The sequence below is a fragment of the Ignatzschineria sp. LJL83 genome (genome assembly GCF_054871845.1).
The window spans coordinates 58696-71237 of the sequence record NZ_JBTXLY010000013.1; the positions used below are offsets into that span (position 1 = coordinate 58696).

General features: G+C 35.7%; 12 protein-coding genes. 11 read left to right on the forward strand and 1 reads right to left on the reverse strand.

All coding sequences use genetic code 11. The features are described from left to right. Positions 1 to 25: 25 nt before the first annotated feature. The 4 genes from ACYSN2_RS09240 to ACYSN2_RS09255 all read left to right on the forward strand — a co-directional run bounded on the left by ACYSN2_RS09240 (position 26) and on the right by ACYSN2_RS09255 (position 4145). The gene (locus tag ACYSN2_RS09240; protein ID WP_461749969.1) at positions 26 to 490 is read left to right on the forward strand and encodes a hypothetical protein; all 465 of its coding nucleotides are present in this window, start codon (positions 26 to 28) and stop codon (positions 488 to 490) included. Between the two features lie 161 nt (positions 491 to 651). Next, complete coding sequence (locus ACYSN2_RS09245) at positions 652 to 2763, forward strand: carbon starvation CstA family protein (protein ID WP_461749970.1); 2112 nt, start codon at positions 652 to 654, stop codon at positions 2761 to 2763. A 111-nt stretch (positions 2764 to 2874) separates the two neighbouring features. Beyond that, on the forward strand, positions 2875 to 3081 hold the full coding sequence (locus tag ACYSN2_RS09250) for a YbdD/YjiX family protein (RefSeq protein WP_461749971.1): 207 nt from the start codon (positions 2875 to 2877) through the stop codon (positions 3079 to 3081). A gap of 53 nt (positions 3082 to 3134) precedes the next feature. Next, positions 3135 to 4145 carry a CobW family GTP-binding protein gene (locus ACYSN2_RS09255; protein ID WP_461749972.1) on the forward strand — a complete coding sequence of 337 codons (1011 nt, stop codon included), beginning with the start codon at positions 3135 to 3137 and terminating at the stop codon, positions 4143 to 4145. 105 nt (positions 4146 to 4250) lie between these two features. Here ACYSN2_RS09255 and ACYSN2_RS09260 read toward each other — a convergent pair whose 3' ends face one another. Further along, positions 4251 to 4865 carry a YdcF family protein gene (locus tag ACYSN2_RS09260; RefSeq protein ID WP_461749973.1) on the reverse strand — a complete coding sequence of 205 codons (615 nt, stop codon included), beginning with the start codon at positions 4863 to 4865 and terminating at the stop codon, positions 4251 to 4253. Between the two features lie 375 nt (positions 4866 to 5240). Between ACYSN2_RS09260 and ACYSN2_RS09265 the strand changes: the two genes are divergently transcribed. The 7 genes from ACYSN2_RS09265 (at position 5241) to ACYSN2_RS09295 (ending at position 12268) form a co-directional block, all read left to right on the forward strand. Continuing rightward, entirely contained in the window at positions 5241 to 6836 is a 1596-nt protein-coding gene (locus tag ACYSN2_RS09265) for a UxaA family hydrolase (RefSeq protein WP_461749974.1), read from the forward strand. Between the two features lie 18 nt (positions 6837 to 6854). Next, entirely contained in the window at positions 6855 to 7679 is an 825-nt protein-coding gene (locus ACYSN2_RS09270; RefSeq protein WP_461749975.1) for an amidohydrolase family protein, read from the forward strand. Between the two features lie 25 nt (positions 7680 to 7704). Continuing rightward, positions 7705 to 8487 carry an SDR family oxidoreductase gene (locus ACYSN2_RS09275; protein ID WP_461749976.1) on the forward strand — a complete coding sequence of 261 codons (783 nt, stop codon included), beginning with the start codon at positions 7705 to 7707 and terminating at the stop codon, positions 8485 to 8487. After that, positions 8484 to 8831 carry an L-rhamnose mutarotase gene (locus ACYSN2_RS09280; protein WP_461749977.1) on the forward strand — a complete coding sequence of 116 codons (348 nt, stop codon included), beginning with the start codon at positions 8484 to 8486 and terminating at the stop codon, positions 8829 to 8831. Before ACYSN2_RS09275 ends, ACYSN2_RS09280 begins: the two co-directional genes overlap by 4 nt. A gap of 20 nt (positions 8832 to 8851) precedes the next feature. Further along, a complete protein-coding gene (gene fucP / locus ACYSN2_RS09285; protein ID WP_461749978.1) occupies positions 8852 to 10090 on the forward strand; it encodes an L-fucose:H+ symporter permease in 1239 nt (412 codons plus the stop codon). A 173-nt stretch (positions 10091 to 10263) separates the two neighbouring features. Then, positions 10264 to 11583, forward strand: a complete 1320-nt coding sequence (locus ACYSN2_RS09290; protein WP_461749979.1) for an MFS transporter — start codon at positions 10264 to 10266, stop codon at positions 11581 to 11583. Then, positions 11576 to 12268 carry a cyclase family protein gene (locus tag ACYSN2_RS09295; protein WP_461749980.1) on the forward strand — a complete coding sequence of 231 codons (693 nt, stop codon included), beginning with the start codon at positions 11576 to 11578 and terminating at the stop codon, positions 12266 to 12268. Before ACYSN2_RS09290 ends, ACYSN2_RS09295 begins: the two co-directional genes overlap by 8 nt. The last annotated feature ends 274 nt before the right edge of the window (positions 12269 to 12542 follow it).

A 12542-nucleotide genomic window follows, 5' to 3' on the forward strand; every position in this document is an offset into this window, starting at 1 on the left:
AGTGACGTTTTTAAAGCAAGGAAAGATGATTAATAGAGCATCATCTTTAATGCTGCTTTTTGGATTATTGATCGCAGTCGTATTTTTATTATTATTTTCATATCTATTGAGTTCATCGAATTCATTGGCATTAAATGCACCGAGTTATTTAGCGCCCATGATAATCGGATTATTATTACTATCTATCGTGCTTTGGAGCGCGCAAACTTACCATTATTTACGAGTAAATATAGATTATGGTTTATTTCTTCACTTATTGCACAAAGAAGAGAACGGAGAAGATATTGCTCCACTTTTATCGCAACTAGATGAAACGCTCATATCAATGGGAATGATGAAGAGTTTGAAAGCTCAGAGATCATTAGAGAATCGCGCAAGAGGTGCTTTGAAATTGCTGAGGCAACAGATCATCATCTTAATTTCTCAATGTTTCATTATCAGTATGATGGTGATTATTTTAATGATTTGGTCAATTTTATCGTTTTTTTGAAACATTTTATTTTGAGATTTTCTTGAGATATATCAGTCGCTATAAATTCCTTTACAAGTAATTCTTTAATCTAAATGGCAACAGAATTTGTATTTTTATGAGTGTTTTTTATTAACTCATTGATTATATGAATTATATTATTTATTTAAGAGGAACTATTTATGGTTAATACTTCATCTCGTGGCTTAAAAAGCCATTTTATTTGGCTGGTTTTCGCCATTATTGGTGCAAGTTGCCTAGGATATATCGCATTAAATCGGGGAGAAACGATTAATGCAATGTGGGTTTTAACGGCATCTATTTGTGTGTATTTAATTGGATATCGATATTATTCCCGTTATATTGCGAATCGAGTTTTAAAATTAGATAGCACACGTTTAACACCGGCTTATAAATATAATGATGGTTTGGATTATGTTCCAACACGTAAATCTATTCTATTTGGTCATCACTTTGCGGCAATTGCAGGAGCAGGACCTTTAGTAGGACCTGTTTTAGCAGCTCAAATGGGATATCTACCAGGAATGCTCTGGATTTTAGCCGGCGTAATATTTGCCGGTGCGGTTCAAGACTTTATGGTGTTGTTTGTTTCCACAAGAAGAGATGGAAAATCTCTTGGAGAATTGATTAAAAGTGAAATGGGTTCAATCCCTGGCATCATTGCATTAGTGGCTTGCTTCATGATTATGATTATTATCTTGGCGGTTCTCGCTATGATTGTCGTTAAAGCTTTAGAGCATAGCCCTTGGGGAACTTTTGCCGTAGCCTTTACAATTCCTTTAGCCGTTTTTATGGGTGTATATATGCGCTATATTCGCCCTGGAAAAGTATTGGAAATTTCTGTTATTGGTTTTATTTTACTGATTCTAGGAATTGTCTTTGGGAAAGATATTGCCGACTCTGTTATTGGTCCTTGGTTTGATTTTTCAGGAAAAGGATTAACCATTTCATTAGTAATTTATGGTTTTATTGCTGCCGTATTGCCGGTGTGGTTACTGCTTGCGCCGAGAGATTATCTTTCAACGTTTTTAAAAATTGGGGCAATACTTGCACTTGCTGTAGGGATTGTCATCGTCATGCCAGAGCTGAAAATGCCGGCATTAACGCAATTTGCAAAAAGTGGTAATAACGGTCCTGTTTGGTCTGGAGATCTGTTTCCTTTCCTCTTCATTACAATCGCCTGTGGTGCTGTATCTGGATTCCATGCGCTGATTGCTTCAGGAACGACACCGAAGATGTTAGAAAATGAAGCGCAAGCCCCACTTATTGGTTATGGTGGCATGTTGATGGAATCTTTCGTAGCGATCATGGCGCTTATTTGTGCTTCTATTATTGATCCGGGTATCTATTTCGCAATGAATAGCCCAATGGCATTCTTGAACCCTGATGGTCTACAAGATGTCGTACTTGCAGCATCTAATACGGTAAGTAGTTTAGGATTTGAAATAACGCCGGAAGTTTTGAAGCAGTTAGCGATTGATGTTGATGAGCCTAGCATTATTTCTAGAACAGGTGGAGCTCCGACGCTCGCAATAGGCATGGCAACGATTTTACACGGCGCATTAGGTGGATTGATTAAAATGGACTTTTGGTACCATTTTGCCATTTTATTTGAAGCACTCTTTATTTTAACGGCGGTAGATGCCGGTACACGTTCTGCAAGATATATGTTCCAAGGGATTTTAGCAGTTATTAATCCTAAATGGGGTAGAACAGATATTTTGGCGGTAAACCTTATTGCAACGGGAGTAGTGGTTGCTGCTTGGGGATATTTTCTTTATCAAGGAGTGATCGATCCATTAGGAGGAATTAATACTCTATGGCCACTATTTGGAATCGCAAATCAGATGTTAGCAGCGATTGCATTGATGCTGTGTGCAGCAGTTCTTTATAAGATGAAGCAACAAAAACATGCATGGGTTGTGATATTTCCTACAGCGTGGTTGATCATTTGTACAATGACGGCGGGATGGCAAAAAGCATTTTCTGCAGATCCGGCGGTAGGATTCTTTGCAAAGGCCTCTCAATTAAAAGCACAGTTTATTGAAACTCCTTTTGTTTCCAATGCTATTTTTAGTAGCGTTGAGAAAGTCGAGCAGGTAATTTTAAATAATCAGATAAATGGTATTTTAACGTTATTCTTCATGTTGGTAGTGGTGCTATTAGGATTCTATTCCTTTAAAACAGCGATTGTGGCGCTTAAAAATCCTAAACCAACAGCAAATGAAACACCCTATGAAACTTTTCCTAAAAATATTGTGAAAAATTCATAATGATTCTTTATGTATGATGATGCGTTAAAGTAGAAACCGGAAGTCAGAAATTAGAACCTGATAGGTTTCTGCTTTAACGAGTAGTGAATATAAAAAGGAAGGAGTATTTATATGTTTAAAAAAATAGCAAAAGCTGGGAAGTATCTTGGCGAAATGGCGCATTCAATGGTGGGACTTCCCGATTATGATAATTATGTTCAACATGTAAAACTCAATCATCCAGACCAAGAGCCCATGAGTTATGAGGAGTTTTTTAAGGAAAGACAAGAAGCCCGTTATGGTGGAAAGGGTGGTAAAGGTGGCTTTCGTTGTTGTTAGTTTGGAATTATAAGGATTACCAATTTAAACTCTCATTGAAGTAAAGGAGCGATATGTTACCAGTCACTATTTTAACGGGATTTTTAGGAGCGGGAAAAACAACATTTATTAATTATCTGTTAACACACAATCAAACTCGAAAATTTGCAGTTGTAGAAAATGAGTTTGGTGAAATCAATATTGATTCACAATTATTGGCAAAGAATGAATCGTTAGAGTTGATAGAACTGAGTAACGGTTGTATTTGTTGTAGTGTTCGCGGAGAGCTCACGAAAGCTTTACATGAGTTGTTGGATAAGATTGAAAACAAACAATTATCGATAGATTGGTTAATATTGGAAACGACAGGATTAGCTGATCCGGGTCCTATTATTCAATCTTTTTTTATGGATGAGAGGATTCAACAAAATATCTATTTAGATGCCGTTATTACGTTGGTGGATGCGGAGCATATGATGCAACAACTAGATGATCATCGGGTAGCAGTTGCACAAATAGGATTTGCGGATAGATTGGTTGTCACAAAGCTTGATCGGATTGATTCGGAAGGAAGAGATCAAGTATTGAATCGATTACATCAGATTAATCAGAAAGCAAAAGTTTTAGAAGCATCATTTGGGGCGATACCTTCTGATTTATGGCTGGATATTAAAGCTTTTGAAATGAGTGATGATTTAGAGCTAGATAGAATCTCTTTTCAATTAGAAGAGGAAAATACAATTACCTCCAGAAGTTTTTCACTCATGGCTCAAAAATCTTGGAATGATGATATTCGATCTTATCTCTTTGAAGGGAATTCTCTAGATATCGATGCTATCGGAGAGTTTATGACGGGATTAGTGGAGCGTTATGGGAATGATATGCTTCGTTATAAAGGGATTCTAGCGATTGCGAATGAATCTAGAAAGCTGATTGTTCAAGGAGTCTATAAGGTTGTTGGTTTTGATTATGGGGAAGAATGGCAAGCTTCCGAAAAAATGAGCAGCCAATTGGTCGTTATTGGTAGAAATTTACCTTTTGATAAGCTTCTTAAGGAATTTCAAGAAACAGAAGATATTGGTTAATAAAATATCTTAATCATTCGGCATATCTATAGCCCATGAGAATAACCCATGAGATATAGCTTATATTAGATGACGCTTATTACTGATTGCTTATTTCTATCTTATCTAAGGCCAATCAAATAGGAATGAATTGAGTAAAGCCAAAGGTTCCCGAATATGGGCGGTGATTTTTGAACCGTTATCTTGCGGTGTTTGACTTGCAGAGCCTGATATTTTTTCAAGACCTGAACGTTTTGCAAGGATCATGGCACGAGGAAGATGAAAATCGTTGGTGATGATGACGGTATTTTTCATTGATCTTCCGGCATTATCGCTGATCACTTTTGCATTAATAAACTGATGCGCTGTTCTTGTGGAATCTTCTTCTAATAATATTTGCGCTTCAGGAATACCTTTTCTAACAAGATATTGTTGCATCACTTCCGCTTCACTTTGTGGATATCCTACCGTTCTTCCACCGGTTGTAATAATCGTGATGTTGGGATTTTGCTCCCAATATTCGATGGCTTTATCTAAACGATATTGCAACATTAAACTCGGTCTTAAAGGATATCCTTCAATATGTGCACCGAGAATGATGACAGAATCAGCTTGAGGATCCGGCGAGAGTTTTCTGACTTGATCATAAATATAAGCATTGCCGGCAATAAGAATAATCGCTAATAGCATCATGCCGAGAAGCATTAAGCGAATAAGCCATTTTAAGGTGAATTTTAGCATGAATATTGTTCCATTTTAGAGACTGTTGAGTATTTGAGATAAAAATAGAGAGTAGAAGAATATCATCGTAAAAATAATGGTAGCCTTCTATGTTTGTATTTCAAATATTATTTTAATGATGAGGCTTGACAGAAACTAAAGCTAACTCGGTTAGAGTTAAATATCTATGACAAATGTCATTTAAAAAATATTTCATGGAATCTAATATTAATTGAAGATGGGAGATCTATTCTATATTTGGTTAAGCATCATGAATGTCTAACAGACTTTATTATTTAAACGTATTTAATATTATTTGCATAGTTTTTGGTAGGAAATGCATAGTAAAAAAATAAGATCTACTTAGTATCTAAGAGAGTGATATGAGGAAATCTTATGAATAAAATTTTAAAAATAGATAATAAAGATAATTTAATCGTCGCATTAACAGATATTTCCAAAGATAGTATTGTGACTTGGGATGGAAAGGATTATCTGTTAGTAACAGATGTTTCTGCAAAACATAAATTTACGACTGAAGATCTATCCGTTGGTGATATTTTATATATGTACGGGGTCCCAATTGGTAAAGCATTGAGCCCTATTCAAAAGGGCGAAGTTATCACTACTGATAATGTCATTCATTATGCCGCACCTATTAGTTTAGATAATGAGGCATATTACGAATGGACTATTCCTAATGTAGAAAAATGGGATAGAAGAACATTTAAGGGATATGTCCGAACTGATGGACGTGTAGGTACACGTAATTATTGGCTGATTATGCCTCTTGTATTTTGTGAAAATAGAAATGTATTGAAGTTACAAGAGGCTTTATCAATTCCTTTAGGTTATGGAACTGTTGACTATTCTAATATCACACGACGTTTACTTGGTACAGAAAATCAATCTTTTAAAGGTAATAGAGTTTATTCTAATATTGATGGAATCAGAGCAGTACAAGTCAATAGCGGCTGTGGTGGCACAGATTATGATGCTCGTTCATTATGCCGGATATTAGCAGATTATGCAGATCATCCCAATGTATCTGGGGTAACTGTCTTTAGTTTGGGATGCGAAAAAGCCCAAATAAATATCTTTAAAGAAGAGCTCAGAGAGGTTAACCCAACCTTTAATAAGCCTCTATTAATTTATCGTCAACAAGAATGGTCAAGTGAAGAAGAGATGATGAACACAGCTCTTGAAGAAACATTTGGTTATTTAGAGTCAGTGAATCAAATTGAAAGAGTGGACGTGCCTTTATCTAAATTAAAGTTAGGCGTAAAGTGCGGTGGGTCTGATGGCTTTTCTGGGATTTCCGCAAATCCTGTAATGGGAATAGTTTCTGACCGCATTGTGTCTTTAGGAGGCGGTAGTTGTTTGGCAGAGTTTCCTGAGCTATGTGGAGCTGAGGGAAATATTTTAGAACGCTGTATAGATTTAGCGGATAAAGAGAAATTTTTATCTTTGATGGAATCTTATGAGAAGGTTGCAAACTTTGAAGGAGCATCTATTTCTGATAATCCGAGTCCAGGGAATATTAAAGATGGATTAATTACTGATGCAATTAAATCTACAGGAGCTGCAAAAAAGGCTGGAGTTGCACCGATTATTGCGGTTAAAGATTACGGGGAGTTAATGCCAGATTCAGGGTTATCTTTAGTATGCACTCCCGGCAATGATGTTGAAGCTGTTACGGGACAAGTTGCTGCAGGTGCTAATATTATTTTATTTTCTACAGGGTTAGGTACCCCCACCGGTAATCCTATTACACCAGTTATTAAAATTGCGACGAATAGTAAGGTCGCTCAAAAAATGTCAGATATGATTGATTTTGACTGTGGAGATGTGATTGAAGGAGTTTCTCTTGATAAAGTCGCTGATGAATTGTTAGAAAAAATTATTCAAACAGCCAGTGGAGAATACGAAGTTAAATCAGATGAGTTAGAACAGTTTGATTTTATGTTTTGGAAACGCAATACATCTTTATAGACTGACAGGAGCTGAGTGATGAGAATCGATAGTCATCAACATTATTGGATTTATGATGCCGCTCATTATGGTTGGATTAGTAATGAGATGCCAAAGTTAAAGAGGAATGTCCTTCCTCAGGATATTAAAGCTACTTTAGAAACCTATCGAATAGATGGGGTTATTGCCGTTCAAGCAAGACAGAATCTAGAAGAGAATCAATTTTTACTAAACTTATCTGAAGAGTATTTATGGATTAAAGGCGTTGTAGGATGGGTAGATATTCGTAGTCAAGAGCTAGCTGAACAATTAGATTTTTATCAAAAGACAAAAATGAAGGGATTTCGTCATTTGATTCAAGATGAACATAATCCGTCAGCATTTTTTGAAGATGAGAAATTTAATCAAGGTATCGAAAAGCTCTTAGCATCTGGGTATTTGTATGAAGTTTTATGCTATGAAAAGGATCTTAAGGCCGCAATCAACTTTTGTAAGAAACATGATAACTCTCCTTTGATTATAGATCATTTAGGGAAACCAAGTATCGCAAACAATAACTCACAAAGATGGCGAAAAGAGTTAAAGGAGTTGGCAAGTTTACCACACGTATTTTGCAAATTATCCGGAATGGTAACAGAAGCAAAGACTAATTGGGTGTCAGAGGATATCTATCCTTTTATTGATCATGCAATAGAGGTATTTTCCCCAGATAGATTAATGTTTGGCTCTGATTGGCCTGTTTGTCAATTAGGAGGAACTTATGAGAATGTTTATGACTTAATTGAAACTACTATTGCAGATCTTACCTTAAGTGAGCAGGCATCAATTATGGGGAATGTTGCTTGCCGGGTTTATAAACTATAAAAATAATAATATGGAGGAGATTAATATGGATTTAAAAATAAAAGATAAAGTATTTATTATAACAGGAGGAGGGTCAGGAATTGGGGGGGGGATTTCAGTTGCGATTGCTCGAGAGGGAGGAATACCGGTTATTTTTGGGAGAAGTAAACCTACTATTGAAGTTAGCGATATTATTTATGATCTGCAACCTAAAACAAAAGTGGTACTCATAGATTTAACGAATAACGATGAAGGAATCCGACAAGAAATTGAGAAGGTGATTCAGGAGTTTGGACGGATAGATGGATTAGTAAATTGTGCGGGAGCGAATGATAGTATTCCTTTAGAGGGATCTCCTGAAAGTTTTAGAGAGTCGCTAGATAAAAATCTTATTCATTATTTTACGATGGCTCACTACTGTATTGGAGAGTTAAAAAAAACTAAAGGATCCATTTTAAATGTTAGTTCTAAAACTGCCTTAACAGGACAAGGTGGAACGAGTGCTTATACGGCTGCAAAAGGTGCACAATTATCTTTAACTAGAGAGTGGGCTGCATCATATGCCAAAGATGGTGTCCGTTGTAATTGTTTGGTTCCGGCTGAAGTATGGACTCCGTTATATCAGAAGTGGATTCAATCATTTCCTAATGCTGAAGAAAAATTACAAAGTATTACGAAAAATATTCCCCTAGATCAAAGAATGACAACAGTTGAGGAGATGGGAAATACGGCAGTATTTCTATTATCTCCTTTAGCATCTCATACAACAGGACAGTGGGTGTTTTCTGATGGTGGTTATACTCATTTAGATCGGGCTATCACACTATGAATACAATAAAACGTTATTGCCAAGCATTAGATTTACATGATGATCCAGAGCTTATTGCTGAGTATGAGATGGCACATCACAAGATTTGGCCTGAGATCGTAGAACAGATCAAGATGATGGGAGTTGAACAAATGGAGATTTGGAGGATTGGAAATCGTTTGTTCATGATTATGGATGTTAATTCTGAATATCATCCAGAGAAAGCTCGTCAAATAGCTAAAAATAATCCTATTAATGAGAAGTGGGAGAAAGAAATGTGGAAGTACCAAGTTGCCACCCCTTGGGCTAGAGAAGGTGAGAAATGGGTACAAATGAATAAAATTTTTGACCTACAAAAACAATAAAATATAACAAGGAGATAAATATGGGTGAGATAAAGAAGAGAATTACAGATCCTAAGTATCGTTTGGCATTTATTTTGGTAACCTCATTATTTTTTATGTGGGGATTATCTTATGGCTTAATGGATGTTTTAAATAAACATTTCCAAGAAACACTGAATGTGAGTAAGGGGCAATCAGGATTAGTACAAGCTGCATATTTTGGGGCATATTTTGTTGTTGCTATTCCTGCCGGATTAATCATGGAAAAGAGAGGGTACAAAAGCGGGATTATTCTTGGATTAGTGTTATATGCCGTAGGAGCATTATTATTTGTTCCAGCGACCTCAATTGGCAATTTTTATGTCTTTCTTTTTGCATTATTTGTTCTAGCATTAGGATTAGGATGTTTAGAAACAGCTGCGAACCCGTATGCAACAGCTTTGGGAGACCCTAAGACTGCAGAGACACGATTAAACCTATCTCAGTCATTTAATGGTTTAGGGCAGTTTTGTGGACCATTAATAGGAGGATTACTCTTTTTTAAATCTGGGGAACAGATTGTAGAAAGTACAAATTCAAGTGAGTCAGCAGTGATGATGACTTATATAGCTATTGCTATTCTTGTGATTTTATTGATATTTTTATTTGCAAAAACGAAGCTCCCAGATCTTAGAGACAATGAACAGGAGTTGGATTCAATTGCACATAACAAACCTCTTTTTCAACATAAAGAATTTGTATTTGGCGTGATTACACAGTTTTTTTATGTTGCTGCACAAGTAGGGATAGGTGCATTCTTTATTAATCTTGCTGTTGAAAATTGGCCCAATGCTTCTAGCCAAAATGGAGCATTTTTTCTCTCTATCGCAATGCTATGTTTAATGCTAGGTCGTTTTATTAGTACAGGATTAATGACAAAGTTCCAACCTAGTAAAATGTTAGCTTTATATGGTTTAACTTGTTGTGTAATGATGGTATTAACTGTTTTGGAAATTCCTTATATTTCAGTAATTGCTGTAATCGCAACGTTTTTCTTTATATCCATTATGTTCCCAACTATTTTTGCGATGGGGGTTAAAAATTTGGGCTCACGTACTAAGATTGGGAGCTCATGTATGATTATGGCAATTGTTGGTGGGGCTATTATGCCAGCAATTATGGGAGTTGTGGCAGATAGTCAGGGAACCGCATTTTCATATATATTGCCGTTATTCTGTTTTTCTATAGTAGTTATTTATGCGTTTTTCTATGAAAGACTTGTCAAAAATATTAAGAGTTAATTTTTGTAGGGACTTGGATGTGTTGAGAATTATTCTTTGGGGTCTTTTATAAAAAATATTATTTTTAAAGGTGTCTTAAACCTTGTGGGATTAATATAGTTTTATCGTTAGAGGAATCTATTAATAATACTCAGCAGTTTCCTTGTCAATATCAATGGATTGAGGAGAAGCATATGAAACTTAAACTGAATATCCCAAAAGCACACCCTATATCATGGTGGATGCTATGGATAACGACATTAGCCATTTTAATGAACTCTATTGATCGCCTAATATTGCCGGCGTTAATGCCAGCAATTATGAAAGAGTTTGATTTAACAGAAGTCCAAGCAGGATTTTTAAATTCATTAAGTTTTGTTGGAACTTTTTTAGGAGCATTAATATTAAGTTTCATATCCGATTATATCGGTAAAGGATATAAGCGAGCTTATAGTTGGGTTTTTGCAGTATTAATTGAAATCGTCGCCGGTGTTCTCACTGCATTCAGCAAGACCTTATTAGGATTTCAAGTATTGCGTGTAGTTATGGGGTTTGGAAGCGGGGGATCTGAGCCTATTAATGTTGCATTAGTTAGTGAATGGTGGCAAAAAGAAAATCGTGGATTTGCAATTGGATTACATCATACAGGGTTTCCTTTAGGCCAGTTTATTGGACCATTACTGATTGGATTAACGATATATATTGTTACAGTTTTTTCTATAGGTAATCCTGATGAAGCATGGCGTTATGTTTTTTTAGTAATTCCTTTGTTAGGTGTCCCGATTATTATTATTCAATTAGTGATTGCTACAAAGAAAAAGCAAGCCGAAGTTTATCAATGGATAGAGGATAACCATTTAACGGTTCCTATAGAAGAGGATGAGCCCGTGAAGATCTCTTTTATGGAGTCTTTAAAGACAGGATTAAATTGTTTAAAAAACAAAAATTGTCTTATGGCTATTATTTTATTTTTTATTTTCATTTGGGCTGAATTAGGAATAGCAACTTTTTTGACACTTCAACTTACTAAAAATGTAGGCTTGGATTTGGCTGAAGCTATTGTAATATCAGGAGCATCAGGAATTACAGGGTGGATAGGTCAAATTTTTTGGGGTAGTTATTCTGATAAGAAAGGGCGAAAGGGAGCTTTATTTATTATTACGGTAGGTTGGGTCATAGCTTCAATAGCATGTAATTTTATTGTATCTGCTACTAGTGCATGGATTATCCTTATTTGTTGGGGAATTTTTAGAAATTCACCATTTCCAGTGATTTACGCAACATTGATTGACTCAGCGCCTCAGGCCGCCGCATCTAGTATGGGATTAATGATTGGCATTGCATTAGGGGTTGCTGGATTCATTGTTGCTCCGGTTGCGGGATGGATAATTTTGAACTATGGATTTTCGACTCATTATATTGTTATTACTATTATTATTTTATTAGCTTTAATTCCTCTTTATTTTCTGAAAGAAACAGTCATTAAGCCATCTAATAGGAGGCATTATGGATAGTTTGTTATCTCTACTTAATAAGTATTCAATTATAGATTTGAGTCATAGTTTAGAAGAAGGAATGCCAGTATGGTTTACTCATCCTAAATTTTATCAGAATGAAGTTGATTCCTTAGAGAAAAAGGATGTTTCCTATTTAAATCAATTAATCTTAGGTGAGCACTGTGGAACACATGTGGATGCACAAAGTCATTTTATAAAAAATGGTTGGAATATTGATGAGATGCCTTTGGATCAATTGGTGGGGAGGGCATATGTGATAGATATATCAAATCTGCCAGATAATGGGGTTGCTACTAAAACCCTTATTCAGGAATGGGAGCAAGAAAATATTTCTGTTCAAAAAGATGATATCGTCTGTTTCTATACGGGGCAAGAGAAATACTGGGGTCTGAAACCTGATCATCAAAAATTTATGGTAGATTGGCGAGGTTTATCTAAAGATGGGGCGATGTATTTGCAATCTAAGGGTGTTAAAGCGGTTGGTACAGATGCTATGGCTTTAGACGCTTTTGAAAATGATGGAACACATCCAGCTCACCAAGTTTTATTAGGTGCAGGAATTCCCATTATTGAGAATTTAGCACATTTGAGCGACCTCAAGGGTGAATTCCTTTTTATGGCTTTTCCTCTTAAAATAAAACAGGGTTCAGCCTCTCCAATGCGAGCTATTGCATATATTTAGTATTCATCTAGTTATTTTAATACTTACCTAGGGATAACTTAAAAGATATGCACAATTTCTGTGGATATCTCTCAGGGTAACTTGAAGATATTTTTGGAATAACTTGAGTGTTTTTGTTTAACTATTTGAAAGTAATATGGTTGCAAGACTTTTGATAGATGTTTATAGCTTGGAAAAAGATGATAAAAAAACGCTCGATGATAAAATCATGAGCGTTTTTTAGATTGATGATGCATCACGTTCTAATCTATTGAGAGATTAGAAAATTGAAATC

Coding starts and splice junctions, on each gene's coding strand:
- ACYSN2_RS09240 (WP_461749969.1), top strand. CDS start 26: ATGATTAATAGAGCATCATCTTTAATGCTGCTTTTTGGATTATTGATC.
- ACYSN2_RS09245 (WP_461749970.1), top strand. CDS start 652: ATGGTTAATACTTCATCTCGTGGCTTAAAAAGCCATTTTATTTGGCTG.
- ACYSN2_RS09250 (WP_461749971.1), top strand. CDS start 2,875: ATGTTTAAAAAAATAGCAAAAGCTGGGAAGTATCTTGGCGAAATGGCG.
- ACYSN2_RS09255 (WP_461749972.1), top strand. CDS start 3,135: ATGTTACCAGTCACTATTTTAACGGGATTTTTAGGAGCGGGAAAAACA.
- ACYSN2_RS09260 (WP_461749973.1), bottom strand. CDS start 4,865: ATGCTAAAATTCACCTTAAAATGGCTTATTCGCTTAATGCTTCTCGGC.
- ACYSN2_RS09265 (WP_461749974.1), top strand. CDS start 5,241: ATGAATAAAATTTTAAAAATAGATAATAAAGATAATTTAATCGTCGCA.
- ACYSN2_RS09270 (WP_461749975.1), top strand. CDS start 6,855: ATGAGAATCGATAGTCATCAACATTATTGGATTTATGATGCCGCTCAT.
- ACYSN2_RS09275 (WP_461749976.1), top strand. CDS start 7,705: ATGGATTTAAAAATAAAAGATAAAGTATTTATTATAACAGGAGGAGGG.
- ACYSN2_RS09280 (WP_461749977.1), top strand. CDS start 8,484: ATGAATACAATAAAACGTTATTGCCAAGCATTAGATTTACATGATGAT.
- fucP (WP_461749978.1), top strand. CDS start 8,852: ATGGGTGAGATAAAGAAGAGAATTACAGATCCTAAGTATCGTTTGGCA.
- ACYSN2_RS09290 (WP_461749979.1), top strand. CDS start 10,264: ATGAAACTTAAACTGAATATCCCAAAAGCACACCCTATATCATGGTGG.
- ACYSN2_RS09295 (WP_461749980.1), top strand. CDS start 11,576: ATGGATAGTTTGTTATCTCTACTTAATAAGTATTCAATTATAGATTTG.